We start from the raw sequence: 16,650 nt of genomic DNA on the forward strand, positions 1-16,650 counted from the left end.
CTGCCGAAGGCTGCGATCTTTTGACTTAATTTTTAGCCTGCAACGCCTCAAGCTTCGCCATCACCCCCGCCGCTGTCTGCTCGCCCATCAACTGTTCCCGCACCTTGCCCTTGTTATCGATGATGTAAGTCACCGGCAGCGCCTCGCTGCGGGGCAATTCAAAAAGCTCCGCCGGGTCCGAAGCAAGCACGGTGAACTGGATGCCGAGTTTGTCGCTGGCGCTTTTCAGCTCTTCACCCTGCACATTGTCAAAGTTGACCCCGAACACGCCGATCTTCTTGGCCTTGAGCTGATCGGCCAACGCGTTCAACTGCGGGATCTCGGTCCGGCATGGCCCACACCATTCGGCCCAGTAATTGAGCACCAGCCATTGTTTATCCAGTCGATCGGCGGCGACTTTGTGGCCGTTCTGGTCAATGCCATAGTCGTTGCCGCAGCCCCCCAGCATCAACGTGCCGATGATCGCCAATGCCGCTGCCAGTCGTCGTGCCATGTCGTTATCCCTGTCAAAAAATGATTGCGCCTGCGACCCATCGCCTCCCAAGGTTCTGGATTGCGCGCTGCACAGTTAGAATAGCCGCCACCTTACGCAAGATGCGACCCGCACATGACCGATCTGACGCTTTATCACAACCCGCGCTGCTCGAAATCCCGCGGTGCGCTCGAACTGCTCGAAGCCCGTGGCCTGATCCCGACGGTGGTCCGCTATCTGGAAACCCCGCTGGACGCGGCGCAAATCCAGAGCCTGCTGACCAAACTCGGCATCAGCGCCCGGCAACTGTTGCGCACCGGCGAAGAGGAATTTAAAACCCTCAACCTGGCCGACAGCAGCCTGAGCGAGGCGCAATTGATCGCCGCCATCGCCGCCCATCCCAAACTCATGGAGCGACCGATACTCGAAGTCGGCGACAAAGCCATCATCGGCCGTCCGCCGGAGAATGTGCTGGAGTTGCTGCCGTGACCGCGCCATACGTTCTGGTTCTGTATTACAGCCGTAGCGGCTCGACCAACGAAATGGCCCGGCAGATTGCCCGGGGTGTCGAGCAGGCCGGGATGGAAGCGCGCCTGCGCACCGTGCCGGCGATCTCTACCGAGTGTGAAGCCGTATCGCCGGACATCCCGGACGAAGGCGCGCTGTACGCCAGCCTTGACGACCTGAAAAACTGCGCGGGCCTGGCCCTCGGCAGCCCGACGCGTTTCGGCAATATGGCGGCGCCGCTCAAGTACTTTCTCGATGGCACCAGCAACCTGTGGCTGACCGGCGCACTCGTCGGCAAACCGGCCGGGGTCTTCACCTCCACCGCCAGCCTGCACGGCGGCCAGGAAACCACGCTGCTGTCGATGATGTTGCCGCTGCTGCACCACGGCATGCTGATCACTGGCCTGCCTTACAGCGAGTCCGCGTTGCTGGAAACCCGTGGCGGTGGCACGCCCTATGGCGCCAGCCATCACGCCGGAGCCGACGGCAAAAGCGGGTTGAACGAGCACGAAGTGGCACTGTGTCGTGCCTTGGGTCTGCGACTGGCAAAAACCGCGCAAAAGCTGGGGAACTGACGTGGCGAAGAAGCCGAAGATTTTGCCTTCCATCCAATGGCTCGAACCGCGAGTCCGGGCGATGCGCGTCATCAGTCTGCTGTGCTTTCTCGGTCTGGTGGGATTGCTCTGCGTCTACTACCTGGTGGTCGCCGACCTGCATGGTGCGCGGCCGTGGGTGATATTGCTGATCGAACTGGTGCCGTTGCTGTTGTTAGCGCCAGGAATGCTTGTCGGCAGTGCGCGAGGGCATTCGTGGATGTGCTTTGTGGTGAACCTGTATTTCATCAAGGGCGCGCTGGCCGCGTATGACCCGAACCGGCAGCTGTTTGGCTTGCTGGAAATGGGCGCGAGCCTGGCGGTGTTCTGCTCGGCGCTGTTGTTTGTGCGGTGGCGGTTTCAGTTGAATCGCAAGTTGTCGGGTGAAGGCGAGATCTCCGCCGCCTGACAGAAAAAGATCGCAGCTTTCGGCAGCTCCTACATTGGAATGCGTTCCCCTGTAGGAGCTGCCGCAGGCTGCGATCTTTTGGGGTCACCCCCAATATCAATGATTGACGGTATAAGCCAACATCATCGAAATCTGGCTCATCGCCCGCCCACCACTCTGTTCATGCCACTGGTTGAACACATCCTGCACCAACGCCAGATCTCGCTGACTGGTCGGCACCTTGTCGACAATCTTCTGTGCATTCAAACCCGCCACAACGTCGTAGCTCGGAACAAACGTGTCCTTTCCGACCATCCGCAAGAAGCGCGGTGCCGACAACCCGCCCAACTGATGGCCACGCTTTTTCAAGAACGTCCACAGCCCAACGATATCGGTCACCGGCCAATCGGCGATCAACGCGCCGAAACTGCCTTGCTCGTGCGCCACATCCAGCAGGAACTGCGCATTGCGCGGCACACTCTTGAGCTTGCCCAGATGACGGATGATTCGCGCGTCCTGCATCAGGCGCTCAAGGTGTTCGGCGCTCATCAGCACGACTTTTTCCGGATCGAACTTGAAAAACACTTCTTCGAACGCCGGCCATTTCGCATCCACCAGACTGTGCTTGAGCCCGGCGCGGAACACGCGCAGGGCCATGGTCGAGAGATAGCGATCATCACTGATTTTGCGCAATTGAGCCGGGGTCTTGGGAACGGGCAGATGGGCTTCCAGTTCAGCTGCTGAACCGAAGCGGTTCAGGCAGTACTCGTGCAGCCACTTGTAATCACGCATGCCCTCTCCTGAGGTTAACGAAAAACCTGTGGAAGCAAGCGCGCTCCGGGTTCTGTAGGAGCTGCCGAAGGCTGCGATCTTTTGATCTTGAAAAAGAAACAAAATCAAAAGATCGCAGCCTTCGGCAGCTCCTACAGGGTCCTGAGCAAGCCTGCTCCCACATTAATTTGTGGTCAGAGGTTTACGACATTGACGAAGCGCGACAGGGCGGTTTCGTCGATACGCAAGTTGGTGAAGTCGAACAGATTGCGGTCCGCCAATTGCGACGGGATCACATTCTGCAAACTGCGGAAAATGCTCTCGGTGCGGCCCGGCGTCTTGCGTTCCCACTCTTGCAGCATGTCCTTGACCACTTGGCGCTGCAGGTTTTCCTGGGAACCACACAGGTTGCACGGGATGATCGGGAATTGCTTGAGGTCCGAGTACGCCTGGATGTCTTTCTCATTGCAGTAGGCCAGCGGGCGGATCACTACGTTACGGCCATCGTCGGCGCGCAGCTTCGGCGGCATCGCTTTAAGCGAACCGTTGAAGAACATGTTGAGGAAGAATGTCTCGACGATGTCGTCGCGGTGATGACCGAGGGCCATTTTGGTCGCGCCGATTTCGTCGGCAAACGTGTAGAGCGTGCCGCGACGCAAGCGTGAACACAGCGAGCAGGTGGTCTTGCCTTCCGGGATCAGCTCCTTGACCACCGAGTACGTGTCTTTCTCGACGATGTGATACTCGACACCCAACGCCTTGAGGTAGGCCGGCAGCACGTGCTCGGGGAACCCCGGCTGTTTCTGGTCCATGTTCACGGCCACGATCTCGAATTTGATCGGGGCGACCTTCTGCAAATGCATCAGCACGTCGAGCAGGGTGTAGCTGTCTTTGCCACCGGAAAGGCAGACCATGACCTTGTCGCCGTCTTCAATCATGTTGAAATCGGCAATAGCCTCACCGGCCTGACGGCGAATGCGCTTTTGCAGTTTGTTCTGGTTGACCGTAAGAGTGCCCATGACGCGAATCCGTGAGGTGTGACGAAAGGCCGGCATTTTACGCAAAATTCCCCCGCCGGCGAAGTGCCCCCTGTAGGAGCTGCCGAAGGCTGCGATCTTTTAATCTTGATCTTCGGGGCCACTTGAAATTGCCCAGATCAAAAGATCGCAGCCTTCGGCAGCTCCTACATAAGACACAACTGCGATTACGAGGGGCGTTTACAGCGCGATTTGCTCTAAGCCCCTATCACCTGCGTGGGTAAGTCCTTTCTATACTGCGACATAAGGTCACATACATATCCAGACCTATTACTTACTTGGCCGCTTTGGCCCGTAAGCGCTCCACTGGGGGGCGACGGTAAAAACAAGAGGAGTGACTGGCATGATCCATCACGTAGTGGGGCTATTCACCCACCCAGACCAGGAATGGAAAGAAATTCGTGGCGATCAGGAGGAAAGTATCAGCCACATGTACCTGACGCACACGCTGATTCTGGCGGCGATCCCCGCCGTGTCGGCGTTTATCGGCACCACGCAGGTCGGTTGGGTGATTGGCAGCCGAGCGCCGGTGATGCTGACGCAGGAAAGCGCGCTATGGATGACGATCATGTCTTACGTGGCGATGCTGGGCGGTGTTGCAGTGATGGGTGCGTTCATCCACTGGATGGCTCGCACGTATGACGCCAACCCAAGTCTGGCGCGCTGCGTAGCGTTTGCGACGTATACCGCGACCCCGCTGTTCGTCGGCGGCCTCGCGGCACTGTACCCACACATGTGGCTAGGGATGATCGTCGGGACGGCGGCCATCTGCTACACGGTTTACCTGCTGTACGTGGGGCTACCCACTTTCATGAACATTCCATCTGACGAGGGATTTCTGTTTTCAAGTTCGGTGCTCGCCGTCGGCCTGGTGGTGCTGGTAGCCATCATGGCGTTCACGGTGATTGTCTGGGGACTCGGCGTGGGGCCGGTCTATACTAATTAGCGACACGTTCACCAAAAAAGCAGATCTGCCAGCACAGGCCGCCGCAAGGCGGCCTTCTGCTGTCCAGCGCAGAACCGGGCGACGACCATTCGGCGCCTGAGCGATTCGCAACGCCCGAGGGTTGCGGCATACTCGACGTCTCTGGAGATCCATCAAGCATGCCCGAGCAACTCAATACCCGCGTCGAAGACTGTTACCAGCTAGCCGAATCCTTTTTCAAACGACCTTTCAAACGCCCCGTGGTGAGCCTCAAGCTGCGCGGCCAAAAAGCCGGTGTCGCGCATTTGCACGAGAACCTGCTGCGCTTCAATCCCCAGTTGTACCGCGAAAACACTGAAGACTTCCTCAAGCAAACCGTGGCCCATGAGGTCGCGCACCTGATCGCCCATCAGCTGTTCGGCGACCGTATCCAGCCCCATGGCGAAGAATGGCAATTGATCATGCGCGGTGTCTATGAACTGCCGCCCAATCGTTGCCATACGTATGACGTCAAACGCCGCAGTGTGACGCGCTATATCTATAAGTGCCCGTGCGTAGACAGCGATTTCCCGTTTTCAGCCCAGCGCCATGGGCTGGTGCGGCAGGGGCGGCGGTATTTGTGTCGCCGATGCCGCAGCACGTTGGTGTTTAGCGGGGAGATGCGGGTCGAGTAGGTCAGAATTGTGGTGTTTTTGAGGAAGCCTTCGCGGGCAAGCCTCGCTCCTACGGACTTGCGCCGTCCCTGTAGGAGCGAGGCTTGCCCGCGAAGAGGCCAGAGAAAGCGCTACACAACCACCTTGGCACGCCGCAGTTCCTCGATCCGCTCAGCACTGAACCCCAACTCCCCCAACACCTGATCCGTATGCAGCCCCAACGCCGCGCCAATGTGCCGAGGCTCGGGCAGCCCATCGGAAAACTTCAACGGACACGCTATCTGCGCCTGCGCAGAACCATCACCCCGAGGCACTTCAGTCACCACCTCCCGCGCCTTCAACTGCGGATGCCGCACGGCCTCGCCCACACTCAACACCGGTTCAACACAGGCATCGACCCCGGCAAACAGTTCGCACAGCTGGGCAAAGTCATGTTTTTCGAATTCGGCTTTCAACTCATTCTTCAGCACCTGTTGCTCGGCGAGTTGGGGTGACAGGCCTTTGGCCGCCAGTTCCGGGCGCCCCAGCGCCGTGCAAAGTGGCTGCATGAACGCCGGCTCCAGGCTGCCCACCGACAACCACCGGCCATCACGCGAACGGTAGTAATCGTAGAAGCTGCCGCCGTTGAGCATCTGTTCCTCCCGCCCCGGCTCCGTACCACAGGCCAGATACCCGGCGCCGGCCATGGCGTTCAGGCTGAACGCGCAGTCGGTCATGCTCACGTCCAGATGCTGCCCCTGCCCGCTCTGCTGCCGGGCGATCACCGCCGCCAACAGTCCGATAACGCCATGCAGCGAACCTCCGGCGATGTCCGCCACCTGCATGCCCAAGGGCAATGGCCCACTGTCGGCGCGGCCGGTATAGCTCGCCAGCCCCGCCAGCGCCAGATAATTGATGTCATGGCCTGCGCGGTCCTTGTACGGGCCGGTCTGCCCATAACCGGTGATCGAGACATAGATCAGTTTCGGATTGATCGCCTTCAACGCTTCATAGCCCAGGCCCAGTCGCGCCATGACCCCGGGACGGAACTGCTCCAGCACAATGTCGTGGTCCTGCAGCAGTTGCTTGATCACCTCCAGCGCCTCGGGCTGCTTGAGGTCCAGGGCCAGGCTGCGCTTGTTGCGATTGAGCCAGGCGTGGCTGGCGGAGACGCCCTGATCGTGCGGAGGCAGCACCCGCAGCAGGTCCATGCGGGTCGGCGACTCGATGCGCAACACCTCGGCGCCCATGTCCGCCAGCAATAACGAGGCGAACGGCCCCGGCAGCAGTGTCGAGAAATCCAGAACCTTGAGTGATGCCAGTGGACCGAGCATGGGTGTTCTCCTTGAGCGATGCCTCCAGACTAGGCAGCGCACGGCATGGCAGCAATCACCTGATACGTCAGATACGCTGACCGTTACGCTCAAATCGCAGGCAAAAAAAAACCCGCCGAAGCGGGTAGTGTCGATCTGTTAAGCCGTAACACGGTCTGTAGCAGCTGGCGAAGCCTGCGTCCGGCTGCGCAGCAGTCGTAAAACCTGAATACGGGGTTTTCCTGAAACACCGCATCGCTTGATTTTACGACTGCTGCGCAGCCGGACGCAGGCTGCGCCAGCTGCTACATAAAGCGTGTTTTACCCAATATTCCTTTCGGCACGGTTTTTTTCATTCGGTGAATCTTACTTGACGTTGCTCGGGGTTGGGCCTTCGGCAACACCCAGGTCGTCTTCAACGCGCTCGTCGGAGATACCGCGACCGCCGGAAGCCAGCTCGGCGTGCATCACGTCAACGTCCAGCTCCTTGACCCACTTGGCCACCACCAGTGTGGCAACCGCGTTACCCACCAGGTTGGTCAGCGCACGGGCTTCGGACATGAAACGGTCGATGCCGAGGATCAGCGCCAGACCGGCAACCGGCAAGTGCCCCACCGCGGACAGGGTGGCCGCCAGTACGATGAAGCCGCTACCGGTCACGCCAGCAGCACCTTTGGACGACAGCAGCAACACCACCAGCAGGGTGATCTGGTGAGTGATGTCCATGTGGGTGTCGGTTGCCTGAGCGATGAACACGGCCGCCATGGTCAGGTAGATCGCCGTACCGTCGAGGTTGAACGAGTAACCGGTCGGAATCACCAGGCCTACCACGGATTTCTTCGCGCCCAGGCGTTCCATTTTGATCAGCATGCGTGGCAGCACCGACTCCGAAGAGGAAGTACCCAGCACGATCAGCAGTTCTTCACGGATGTAGCGAATCACTTTCAGCACGCTGAAGCCGTGAGCGCGAGCGATACCGCCCAACACAACGAGGACGAACACCAGGCAAGTGATGTAGAAGCAGGCCATCAACTGACCCAGTTGCACCAGCGAACCCACACCGTACGCACCGATGGTGAAGGCCATGGCGCCCAGGGCGCCGAGTGGCGCGAGCTTCATGATCATGTTGATGATGTTGAACATCACGTGGGCGAAGCGATCGATGAAGTCCAGGATCGGCTTGCCGTAGGCACCCAGGCGATGCAGGGCGAAACCGAAGATCACCGAGAACATCAGCACTTGCAGGATATCGCCGGTCGCGAACGCGCCGAAGATGGTGTTGGGGATCACGTTCAGCAGGAAGCCAATGACGCTTTGGTCAGCACCGGCCGCTACATATTGAGCAACTTTGGAGGCATCCAGAGTGGCCACATCGATGTGCATGCCGGCACCCGGCTGCACGACGTTGACCACCACCAGACCCACCAGCAAGGCGATGGTCGAAACGATTTCGAAGTAGAGCAACGCGTAACCGCCGGTCTTGCCGACCGACTTCATGCTCTGCATGCCCGCGATACCGCTGACGACGGTGCAGAAGATGATCGGAGCGATGATCATTTTGATCAGTTTGATGAACCCGTCACCCAGCGGCTTGAGGGCCACACCAGTCTGCGGATAGAAGTGACCGACCAGGATGCCGATGGCGATGGCAACGATCACCTGGAAATACAGGGATTTATACAGTGGCTGACGAGTAGTCATTGCAAAGTTCCTCAAGAGTGCCCGCTGACAACATCCATCTGTTGTCCATGACACCTGAATTGCGAACCCTCCTGCTTCTGGAGGGATTTGTTTTTTCGAGCCGCGCGACGGCAGGCATCTGCTCGTTGTATCGCAAGGCCCGTGCCACCTTTGCCGAATTGCCTGAAAGCCTTTTGACATTAAGGGTTACAGCTTTTACCTTGCCTCTCCACGGTTACCGCACACTGGCGGATTTCCGCCCATCTCCCAAATCACGTCCTGCAATTTGGCGGATATCCGCCTTGTTCCTGCCCGACAACCCCGTCTACTATCCGCCGTTCAATGACGGACCTGCCTTCTATGCGCGAACGCACCATTGCCAGTCATTTCGCCCGTGCAGTCCTCGGCGGAGCGCGCCGGCTGGGATATGACTATTCAAACCTGCTGCAACAACTCGGCATCAGCCCCGAGTTGCTCGAGGAGCCGCGTGCGCGAATTGCGCCGGAGCAGTTCACTCGATTGATCCAGGGTTTGTGGCTGGCACTCGACGACGAGTACCTCGGGTTTGGACCGGTCCCGAGCAAAACCGGGAGTTTCGCGATGATGTGTCACGCCGTGATTCACTGCCGTACCCTCGAAAAGGCACTTCATCGCGGCTTATTGTTTTATAGCCTATTCCCTGAGGGTCCGCGCCTGACCCTGACCCGGGAAGACGAAATGATCCGCCTCAGCCTGGATGATTCGAAATTCCAGGACCCGGACCATTTCCTCACCGAGAGCCAGCTGATGGTCTGGCATCGCCTCGGCAGCTGGCTGATCGGCCAGCGGATTCGACTGGAACAGGCCACCTTCAGCTACCCGAAACCTGTACACGGCGCCGAATACGATTTGCTGTTCCCTTGTCCGATGGAATTCTCCACGGGAAAAAGCACGACGACGCAGAGCAGCCTGCTGTTTCACAGTCGCTACCTGAACATGCCGTTGTTACAGGATGAGCGCACCCTCAAGCATTTTCTAGAACATTCGCCCGCCGACCTGTTGTCGCGCCCCGATGACGGCGACAGCCTTAGCAGCCAGTTGCGGCGCTTGCTCAGCCGCGACAGTTCACGCTGGCCAGACCTGGAAGCGGTGGCCGCGCACCTGCACATCAGCCCGCAGACGCTGCGTCGGCATCTGCGTGAAGAGGGTTCGAGTTTTCAGGAGTTGAAGGACCAGTTGCGCCGGGATATTGCGATTTATCACTTGGGACGAGCGGATCTGTCGTTGCAACAGATAGCCGAGCAATTGGGGTTTTCCGAGCCTTCGGCGTTTCACCGGGCGTTCAAGAAGTGGACTGGATTGACGCCGGGGGCTTATCGCGCGCAGGAAAATTAGGATCAAAAGATCGCAGCCTTCGGCAGCTCCTACAGGTGTACGCCAATCCATGTAGGAGCTGCCGAAGGCTGCGATCTTTTCTATCAAGCTACCGGGAAATGTATCCGGAACGCCGCCCCGCCCATCGGTGAATCGCCCAGGGTCAGTTTGGCGCTGTAACTCTCAATGATGTCCTTGACCACCGCCAACCCGATCCCCTGCCCCGGATGCTGACGATCCAGCCGTTCACCCCGCTGGAGAATCCGCGCACGCTGGTCCGATGGCACACCGGGGCCATCGTCCTCAACGCACAACTCGAGGCCTGCGAGGGTTTCACGCACGCTGATGCGCACTTCGCCAAGGCACAGCCGATAGGCGTTTTCCAGCAGGTTGCCCATCATCTCCAGCAAGGCGCCCTGCTCGATCGGCACGTAACACGGATCCGGCAGATCGAAAGCAACCTTCACGCGTTTGTCGCGATAGACCTTGTCCAGGGTGTCGCAAAGGCTTTGCAGCACCGGCCGCAGGCGCACCTGATGGCGCACCAGGCCACTTTTGCGCAGGCTGGCGCGTTGCAATTGATAGCTGATCTGCTGGCTCATGCGTTCGATCTGGGTTTGCAGCACCCAGGCTTGATCGCGATCTTCCGGGCGCTGCGCCATGTCTTCGCTGACGCCCTGCAACACGGTCAACGGGGTTTTCAGGCTGTGGGCCAGGTCGTCGAGTGAATCGCGATAGCGGGTGCGCTGTTCGCGTTCGCTGTGCAACAGGCGGTTGAGAGAGCCGGTCAGGCGCAGCAATTCGCGCGGGTGTTGCTCGCTGAGGCTTTCGCGGGTGCCGCTTTCAATCTCGTCGAGTTCCTGACTCAGCCGGCGCAACGCCTGCAAGCCCCACGTCAGGCCGATCCAGAGCAAGGCGAGCAACACCAGCAAGGCGGCGCCAAACCCCAGGTAAAGATTTTCCCGCAACCCTTCGAGGGTAACTTCGTATTCGCGCACCGGTTGCAGCGCGACGATGCTGAACGCCGCACTTTTGCCACCGAGCAGTTTGACCTCGACGTCGTAGACGAAGAATTCCTGGCCATTGGCTTCGCGAATTCTCGCGAACTCGTTACCGCGCCCGTCATAACGCGGTGTGTAGTTGATGTGCTCTTCCTGGGTGCCCTTCGAGCGCCAGACCAAGTGACCTTCGCGGTCGTAGATGTAGCCGAGCAAACGGCTGTCGGTGAGGTTGAAGCGCTCATCGGGTAATTGCGCGGGCATCTGCAAGTGGTTGCTCTCCACCCGGGCGGCGGAGATGAGCGTCGTGACATCGGACGCCAGGCGCTGCTCGATCGAATCCTGCAACGCCAGGCTGAACGCGCCCTGCATCGCCGGCAGCAACGCCAGCATGAACAACACCGCCAGGAGGGTGGCGGCGAGCATCAAGCGAACGCGAAGAGAACGAATCAAGTGCAGCGCTCGTTGAACAGGTAGCCGAGGCCGCGCACGGTATCGATCGGCTTGAACCCGGCGGGGCCTTCGAGTTTGCGGCGCAGGCGGCCGACCAATACTTCGATGACGTTCGGGTCACGTTCGTCGTCGTCCGGGTAGAGTTGTTCCATCAAGCGATCCTTAGCCACCACTTGCTGATGATGGCGCATCAGGTACTCAAGGATCCGGTACTCGTAAGCGGTCAGCGCCAGCGGTTGTTCATCGAGCGACGCCTGCTTGCGATTGAGGTCGAGCAACAACGGCCCGGCGACAATGGTCGACTGGGTAAAACCGCTGGAGCGGCGCAGCAACGCATTGAGGCGCGCATCGAGCTCCTCGAACTGGAACGGCTTGACCACGTAATCGTCGGCACCGGCGGCCAGGCCTTCGACCTTGTCCTGCCAGTTGCCACGCGCGGTGAGGATCAGGATCGGAAACGTCTTGCCCCGCGAGCGCAGCTGACGGATCAGGTCGAGCCCGCCCATGCCCGGCAGGCCGAGGTCGATCACCGCCAGGTCATGGTTGAACTGCTCGGTCTGGTACAGCGCCTCTTCGGCATTGGCCACGGACTCGACCACATGGCCGCTATCCGTCAGGCGGGTTTGCAGGTGATGGCGCAACAGCGCTTCATCTTCGACGACCAGCAGTTTCATAACGCTCTCCCGGGCAAATCATCATCTCCAGAGGTACAACGGCGTATCACGATGAACAACAGTGCAACGGCTGGCTGCCACCCTCCGGTCAGGAAAGATCGTAGCGACCCATGAGGTCTTCCTCACGGAGTTTAATGCCATTGTGCGAGACCGACACGTTGTCGTAAGAGGCCTGGTAACTACCCCCGCTGTTGGGTTGCCGCAGACGTGCGCCCCAGACGCTGTCATGGTCAACCACGGCTTCAATGTTCGAGCTAATCAGGCTGTGGGACTTTTTGACCTTGTCGCTGGTCTTCCCAAGAGCAGGGCTGGCGAAAATCTCGTCGGAAGCAAGCGCCGCGGTACTCGCGCTCAGGACGGTGAAAGCCAGAAGCAGGTTTTTAAAGCCAGTCATTAGGGAATTTCCTCATGCGCCAGGTGCTTTTTGGGTACGGGCAAGGTTACGCACCCGGCCCTGAACTCACCCTGAACGCACTCTGAACCTGAGCTGAATCAAATCGACTAGGCTCTGTTGATGACTTTCTCGCAGGAGACCGACCATGCGTGTTTTTCTCGCCCTTGTGTTCCTGGCATTGAGCGGCCTCAGCCAGGCCGCTATCAAGACCCAGGAAATTCCCTACCAAAGTGCCGACGGCACCAAAATGATCGGCTACTACGCCTACGACGACGCCATTAAAGGCCCGCGCCCCGGTATCGTGGTGGTGCATGAATTCTGGGGGCTGAACGATTACGCCAAGCGCCGGGCCCGTGATCTTGCCGGGCTGGGTTACAGCGCGCTGGCCATCGACATGTATGGTGACGGCAAGAACACCGAGCATCCGAAGGACGCCATGGCGTTCATGCAGGCCGTGTTGAAGGACAGTACCGCGGCCAGCGCACGGTTCCAGGCCGGGCTCGACTTGCTGAAGAAACAGCCGCAAACCGACCCGAACAAACTCGCGGCCATCGGTTATTGCTTCGGCGGCGGCGTGGTCCTGAATGCGGCGCGCCAAGGCGTGCCGCTGGCCGGCGTGGTGAGTTTCCACGGTGCGCTGGCGACCAACACCCCCGCTACGCCGGGCAGTGTCAAAGCGAAAATCCTCGTCGAACATGGCGCCAAGGACAGCATGATCACCCCGGAAATCGTCGCGGCCTTCAAGGCCGAGATGGACAAGGCTGGCGCCGACTATAAATTCGTCAGCCTGGACGGCGCCAAACACGGGTTCAGCAATCCGGATGCGGATCGTTTGAGCCATGGCGATCATGGTGGGCCGGACATTGGTTACAACAAGGCCGCCGATGAAAGTTCGTGGGCGGACATGAAGGCGTTCTTCAAGAAGATTTTTGGTTAAGACTCTGGACCGAGTAACGGCCTTCGCCGGCAAGCCTCGCTCGTACAGACTGCATCGAAACTGTAGGAGCGAGGCTTGCCGGCGAAGGCCGTTACGCGGTCCAACTGACACTACCCTCACACGTGACAACCCGGCAAAATGCCCGACATGAATCCCATCCCCGCCCTGCCCGCCTGCTGCACCCCGCTCGATGCCCATTGGCCGCTACCGCATGTGCTGCCCGATGCGGTGCTGCTGAGTACCCACTTCGATACCACGCAACTGGCCAGCGACGATTTCCAGCGCAGCGCCATCGAGCCGCCGCCCACCATCCAGCGCTCAGTCGCCAAGCGCCAGGCGGAATTTCTCGCCGGACGGGTGTGCGCGCGGGCCGCGTTACAACAACTGGAAGGTCTGAACTTCAGCCCGGCCATCGGCGAAGACCGGGCGCCGGTGTGGCCGTCGCACATCGCCGGCTCGATCACCCACAGCACCGGCCGGGCCGCGGCGATTGTAGCGAAGAAAAGCCATTGGCGCGGATTGGGGATGGACATGGAAAACCTGCTCAACCCTGAACGGGCCGAACGCCTGGCCGGGGAAATCCTCACCCCGCCCGAGTTGCAGCGCATGGCTGCCGGGCGCCGTGAACAGCTGGCGCTGTTGGTGACGCTGACGTTTTCGGTGAAGGAAAGCCTGTTCAAGGCGCTGTACCCGATCGTTCAGAAGCGCTTCTATTTTGAACATGCCGAGGTGCTGGAATGGGCCGAGAGCGGTCAAGTACGCCTGCGACTACTCACTGACCTGTCCAGTGAATGGCGCGACGGTACCGAGCTGGATGCACAGTTTGGGGTGAAGGATGGGCAGTTGTTGAGTCTGGTCAGTATCAAGGCCTGACCTGTAGCAGCTGGCGAAGCCTGCGTTCGGTTCGGGCCGCGTTCGGACGCAGCAGTCGTAAATCCTGCGCACTGGGTTTGTCTGGAACACCGCGGTGCATCATTAAGCGTCTGCTTCGCAGCCGAACGCAGCCTTCGGCAGCTGCTACAGGTTATGTGCCAAGCCTCAACGCTTCTCCTGATTCCTCGGCCAGCTCAAGCTAAAACACGCCCCGCCCAAACTCTTGCTCTTGCTGATCAACGCCCGCCCATCGTGCCAATGGATGATCCGCCGCACGATGGACAACCCCAGCCCATGCCCGCCCGAGGCGCGGGTGCGGCTGTCATCAAGGCGCAGGAACGGCGTGAAGATTTTCTCCCACGCCAACTCCGGCACGCCCGGCCCGTCATCCTCGATATCCACCCGGCAGCGCTGCTGGCCCACCTGATAACTGACGGTCACCCTGGACGTTGCGTGACGCATGGCGTTGCTCACCAGATTTTGTATCGCCCGATGTAAATAACGCGGCTCGGCCTCGACCCACGCGTCGTCACAATCGGCCGCCGACAGGCATAAGCCGCGCTGGACCGTCACGTCGGCCCGAAGCGGCGCCAATTCCTCAATGACTTGATTGACCAGCGCATCCAGATCGATCCGCTGGAAATTCAGCGCCGGCGAACCCTGCTCCAGTCGCGCGTAGGTGAGCATTTCGTCCACCAGTCGGTCGAGATCCTCGATGTCATGGTCCATGCCTTCACAGTATTTCTCCAGCGCCTGCGGCGTCGTCGCCGAACCGATCATCTCCAGGCCAAAACGCAGGCGCGCCACCGGGGTGCGCAATTCGTGGGACACGGCGCGCACCAGTTCGCGCTGAATCGCCAGCAACTGCTGCAAGTGTTCGGCCATCCCGTTGAACGCCGAAGCCAGGCGCCCCACCGAGTCCGCGCCGCGTGCCGGTACCCGGGTTTCCAGGCTGCCTTTGGCAATGCGCGTGGCCGCGGCTTCGAGCCCGCGCAATCGGCGCTCCAGTTGACGCACCAACAGGTAGACGATCAAACCGATCAGGGTCAGGCCGAGGGCCGCAATTAACACCAGCCATTCCGGCGGATACGGATTCATCTGGTACAGCGGACCGATTTCCAGGACCCAGGGCGTCCCGACCATCCCGGCAAATACCCGGATCGAATCGCCGCCCTTGCCCAGCGCCATCACCGTGTCACCCTCGGACACCCGGCGACTCTGATCTTCGTCCATGTCCGCCTCGTCGACCGTGACCAGCCGCAAGTCGAACCCGAACCCTTTGTCTTGCTTCAATTGCGCCAGGCGCTTGGGCTGATCGGCCACCGGGACGCGCACCAACTCATCGGCCAGCAGGTAAATGGTCGCCCGGGCCAATTGCTCGCTGATCTGCTGGACTTCCCCCGTGAGTACAAGCTGTTCCTTGTCGCTGACCAACCGGTAAACCACCGCCGCGTGCGGACCGGTCTGCTCCACCAGCGCCTGACCGCGCAGCACGCGGGTGCGCTGCGTGACATCAAGCTCGGTCTGGGCGAAGGTTTTCAGACCCAGCGGAATCCCCAGCAAGCGTTCCCACCCCACCAAGGCACGGTGGCGCTCGGTTTCGTTCATCGGTTGCAGGTTGTCGGCCATCAGCGAGAACGTGCCGTGGGCCAGGTGTTCACGGTATTGCTCGCTGCGCACCTGATTGAGCATGTGCAAGGCCAGCACACCGAGCACCGCCACCAGCACCAGCGCTGCGCACATGCCGCCATAAATGCGCAGGAAGATCGAATTCACAGCGACGGGTCTACGCAGGCTTCAGGCACGAACAGATAACCTTTGCTGCGAACCGTCTTGATCAGTCGCGGATGGTCCGGGTCATCGCCGATCTTCGGCCGGATGCGCGAGATGCGTACGTCGATGGAGCGGTCCTGGCCGTCATAACCGATGCCGCGCAGTGCGGTGAATATTTCTTCCCGGGACAGAATGCGCCCCGCATTCGCCACCAGCAGCCACAGCAGGTCGAACTCGGCGCTGGTCAGTTCGATGCCGGCATCGTTCAGCCACGCTTCACGCAGCGCGTTGTCCACCACCAGCGGGCCAAACTGCAGGCGTCGCTGTTTTTCCGGGGCCACTTCCGGGGCTTCACTGCGTCGCAACAGGGCCTGGATGCGCGCCAGCAGCAGGCGTGGGCGAACGGGTTTACACACATAGTCGTCAGCGCCCAGGTCCAGGCCGAGGATCTGGTCGGTGTCGTCGGTGCGGGCGGTCAACATCAGGATCGGGCCGTCGTACTTGTCGCGAACCTTGCGGCAGATGCTCAGGCCGTCTTCGCCGGGGAGCATGAGGTCGAGGATCACCAGGTCCGGCTGCTCCTTGATGATGCGGGCCGCTGCGAGCGCGCCGTTGCCTTCGATGGAAACGCGCAGGCCATTGGCTTCCAGGTAATCGCGCGTCAGTTCGGCCAGTCGCTGGTCGTCCTCGACAATCAATACCTGCCAGGCTTCTTGCTCCACGGGTGACCTCTACATTGCCAAACACTAATAAGGAAGGATCCGCCCGTCTTTTTGTAATGAATGGGGAGGATAAGAATGCGTAAACACGGGCCGATTGTATAAACGCCGCTCGCCGAGAACACAAGCCGGCAAATGCGTTTGGACGCGCTGTTTTT

The 16,650-nt window shown here is 60.0% G+C and carries 18 protein-coding genes; 8 read left to right on the forward strand and 10 right to left on the reverse strand.

What is annotated here, in order from left to right:
• Positions 1 to 25 precede the first annotated feature (25 nt).
• Positions 26 to 493 (reverse strand): TlpA disulfide reductase family protein, encoded by a 468-nt coding sequence (locus ACA052_RS21930; RefSeq protein ID WP_497646763.1) that lies wholly within the window; start codon positions 491 to 493, stop codon positions 26 to 28.
• A gap of 114 nt (positions 494 to 607) precedes the next feature.
• Here ACA052_RS21930 and arsC point away from each other — a divergent pair, with 114 nt between their 5' ends.
• The 3 genes from arsC to ACA052_RS21945 are packed head-to-tail and all read left to right on the forward strand — an operon-like array spanning position 608 to position 1,981.
• Complete coding sequence (arsC, locus tag ACA052_RS21935) at positions 608 to 961, forward strand: arsenate reductase (glutaredoxin) (RefSeq protein WP_497646764.1); 354 nt, start codon at positions 608 to 610, stop codon at positions 959 to 961.
• On the forward strand, positions 958 to 1,554 hold the full coding sequence (gene wrbA / locus ACA052_RS21940) for an NAD(P)H:quinone oxidoreductase (protein WP_497646765.1): 597 nt from the start codon (positions 958 to 960) through the stop codon (positions 1,552 to 1,554). Before arsC ends, wrbA begins: the two co-directional genes overlap by 4 nt.
• A 1-nt stretch (position 1,555) precedes the next feature.
• Complete coding sequence (locus ACA052_RS21945; protein ID WP_497646766.1) at positions 1,556 to 1,981, forward strand: DUF2069 domain-containing protein; 426 nt, start codon at positions 1,556 to 1,558, stop codon at positions 1,979 to 1,981.
• A gap of 96 nt (positions 1,982 to 2,077) precedes the next feature.
• Here the strand turns inward: ACA052_RS21945 and ACA052_RS21950 are convergent, their stop codons facing one another.
• Complete coding sequence (locus ACA052_RS21950) at positions 2,078 to 2,752, reverse strand: DNA-3-methyladenine glycosylase I (protein WP_497646767.1); 675 nt, start codon at positions 2,750 to 2,752, stop codon at positions 2,078 to 2,080.
• A 173-nt stretch (positions 2,753 to 2,925) separates the two neighbouring features.
• Entirely contained in the window at positions 2,926 to 3,750 is an 825-nt protein-coding gene (ttcA, locus tag ACA052_RS21955) for a tRNA 2-thiocytidine(32) synthetase TtcA (protein ID WP_497646768.1), read from the reverse strand.
• Positions 3,751 to 4,111: 361 nt separating this feature from the next.
• On the opposite strand from ttcA, the gene ACA052_RS21960 reads away from it, so the two are divergent.
• Both ACA052_RS21960 and ACA052_RS21965 read left to right on the forward strand, forming a co-directional pair.
• Positions 4,112 to 4,714: a Yip1 family protein gene (locus ACA052_RS21960; protein WP_497646769.1), complete on the forward strand. Its 603-nt coding sequence runs from the start codon at positions 4,112 to 4,114 to the stop codon at positions 4,712 to 4,714.
• Positions 4,715 to 4,872: 158 nt separating this feature from the next.
• Positions 4,873 to 5,367 carry a SprT family zinc-dependent metalloprotease gene (locus tag ACA052_RS21965; protein WP_046046499.1) on the forward strand — a complete coding sequence of 165 codons (495 nt, stop codon included), beginning with the start codon at positions 4,873 to 4,875 and terminating at the stop codon, positions 5,365 to 5,367.
• Positions 5,368 to 5,477: 110 nt separating this feature from the next.
• On the opposite strand, the gene ACA052_RS21970 is transcribed toward ACA052_RS21965, so the two are convergent.
• Both ACA052_RS21970 and ACA052_RS21975 read right to left on the reverse strand, forming a co-directional pair.
• Positions 5,478 to 6,659 carry a CaiB/BaiF CoA transferase family protein gene (locus tag ACA052_RS21970; RefSeq protein WP_497646770.1) on the reverse strand — a complete coding sequence of 394 codons (1,182 nt, stop codon included), beginning with the start codon at positions 6,657 to 6,659 and terminating at the stop codon, positions 5,478 to 5,480.
• Between the two features lie 345 nt (positions 6,660 to 7,004).
• Positions 7,005 to 8,339 carry a dicarboxylate/amino acid:cation symporter gene (locus tag ACA052_RS21975; RefSeq protein WP_497646771.1) on the reverse strand — a complete coding sequence of 445 codons (1,335 nt, stop codon included), beginning with the start codon at positions 8,337 to 8,339 and terminating at the stop codon, positions 7,005 to 7,007.
• A 339-nt stretch (positions 8,340 to 8,678) separates the two neighbouring features.
• On the opposite strand from ACA052_RS21975, the gene ACA052_RS21980 reads away from it, so the two are divergent.
• Positions 8,679 to 9,692, forward strand: a complete 1,014-nt coding sequence (locus ACA052_RS21980) for an AraC family transcriptional regulator (protein ID WP_497646772.1) — start codon at positions 8,679 to 8,681, stop codon at positions 9,690 to 9,692.
• A gap of 83 nt (positions 9,693 to 9,775) precedes the next feature.
• Here ACA052_RS21980 and ACA052_RS21985 read toward each other — a convergent pair whose 3' ends face one another.
• The 3 genes from ACA052_RS21985 to ACA052_RS21995 all read right to left on the reverse strand — a co-directional run bounded on the left by ACA052_RS21985 (position 9,776) and on the right by ACA052_RS21995 (position 12,190).
• The gene (locus ACA052_RS21985) at positions 9,776 to 11,122 is read right to left on the reverse strand and encodes an ATP-binding protein (RefSeq protein WP_497646773.1); all 1,347 of its coding nucleotides are present in this window, start codon (positions 11,120 to 11,122) and stop codon (positions 9,776 to 9,778) included.
• Positions 11,119 to 11,796 carry a response regulator gene (locus ACA052_RS21990; RefSeq protein ID WP_008029360.1) on the reverse strand — a complete coding sequence of 226 codons (678 nt, stop codon included), beginning with the start codon at positions 11,794 to 11,796 and terminating at the stop codon, positions 11,119 to 11,121. Before ACA052_RS21990 ends, ACA052_RS21985 begins: the two co-directional genes overlap by 4 nt.
• Positions 11,797 to 11,884: 88 nt before the next feature.
• Positions 11,885 to 12,190, reverse strand: coding sequence for a hypothetical protein (locus tag ACA052_RS21995; RefSeq protein ID WP_497646774.1), 306 nt, complete (start codon positions 12,188 to 12,190; stop codon positions 11,885 to 11,887).
• A 145-nt stretch (positions 12,191 to 12,335) separates the two neighbouring features.
• Here ACA052_RS21995 and ACA052_RS22000 point away from each other — a divergent pair, with 145 nt between their 5' ends.
• Together ACA052_RS22000 and ACA052_RS22005 are read left to right on the forward strand one after the other, a co-directional pair.
• A complete protein-coding gene (locus ACA052_RS22000; RefSeq protein WP_497646775.1) occupies positions 12,336 to 13,127 on the forward strand; it encodes a dienelactone hydrolase family protein in 792 nt (263 codons plus the stop codon).
• A gap of 147 nt (positions 13,128 to 13,274) precedes the next feature.
• Positions 13,275 to 14,000, forward strand: a complete 726-nt coding sequence (locus ACA052_RS22005; protein WP_497646776.1) for a 4'-phosphopantetheinyl transferase family protein — start codon at positions 13,275 to 13,277, stop codon at positions 13,998 to 14,000.
• Between the two features lie 165 nt (positions 14,001 to 14,165).
• Here ACA052_RS22005 and ACA052_RS22010 read toward each other — a convergent pair whose 3' ends face one another.
• Together ACA052_RS22010 and ACA052_RS22015 are read right to left on the reverse strand one after the other, a co-directional pair.
• Complete coding sequence (locus ACA052_RS22010) at positions 14,166 to 15,776, reverse strand: ATP-binding protein (protein WP_497646777.1); 1,611 nt, start codon at positions 15,774 to 15,776, stop codon at positions 14,166 to 14,168.
• Positions 15,773 to 16,495: a response regulator gene (locus ACA052_RS22015; protein WP_497646778.1), complete on the reverse strand. Its 723-nt coding sequence runs from the start codon at positions 16,493 to 16,495 to the stop codon at positions 15,773 to 15,775. Before ACA052_RS22015 ends, ACA052_RS22010 begins: the two co-directional genes overlap by 4 nt.
• Between the last annotated feature and the right edge of the window lie 155 nt (positions 16,496 to 16,650).

It is taken from the genome of Pseudomonas sp. LBUM1644 (genome assembly GCF_059716195.1).

Coding starts and splice junctions, on each gene's coding strand:
- arsC (WP_497646764.1), top strand. CDS start 608: ATGACCGATCTGACGCTTTATCACAACCCGCGCTGCTCGAAATCCCGC.
- ACA052_RS21930 (WP_497646763.1), bottom strand. CDS start 493: ATGGCACGACGACTGGCAGCGGCATTGGCGATCATCGGCACGTTGATG.
- ACA052_RS21975 (WP_497646771.1), bottom strand. CDS start 8,339: ATGACTACTCGTCAGCCACTGTATAAATCCCTGTATTTCCAGGTGATC.
- ACA052_RS21990 (WP_008029360.1), bottom strand. CDS start 11,796: ATGAAACTGCTGGTCGTCGAAGATGAAGCGCTGTTGCGCCATCACCTG.
- ACA052_RS21965 (WP_046046499.1), top strand. CDS start 4,873: ATGCCCGAGCAACTCAATACCCGCGTCGAAGACTGTTACCAGCTAGCC.
- ACA052_RS21970 (WP_497646770.1), bottom strand. CDS start 6,659: ATGCTCGGTCCACTGGCATCACTCAAGGTTCTGGATTTCTCGACACTG.
- ACA052_RS21950 (WP_497646767.1), bottom strand. CDS start 2,752: ATGCGTGATTACAAGTGGCTGCACGAGTACTGCCTGAACCGCTTCGGT.
- ACA052_RS21960 (WP_497646769.1), top strand. CDS start 4,112: ATGATCCATCACGTAGTGGGGCTATTCACCCACCCAGACCAGGAATGG.
- ttcA (WP_497646768.1), bottom strand. CDS start 3,750: ATGGGCACTCTTACGGTCAACCAGAACAAACTGCAAAAGCGCATTCGC.
- ACA052_RS22005 (WP_497646776.1), top strand. CDS start 13,275: ATGAATCCCATCCCCGCCCTGCCCGCCTGCTGCACCCCGCTCGATGCC.
- ACA052_RS21995 (WP_497646774.1), bottom strand. CDS start 12,190: ATGACTGGCTTTAAAAACCTGCTTCTGGCTTTCACCGTCCTGAGCGCG.
- ACA052_RS21980 (WP_497646772.1), top strand. CDS start 8,679: ATGCGCGAACGCACCATTGCCAGTCATTTCGCCCGTGCAGTCCTCGGC.
- ACA052_RS22000 (WP_497646775.1), top strand. CDS start 12,336: ATGCGTGTTTTTCTCGCCCTTGTGTTCCTGGCATTGAGCGGCCTCAGC.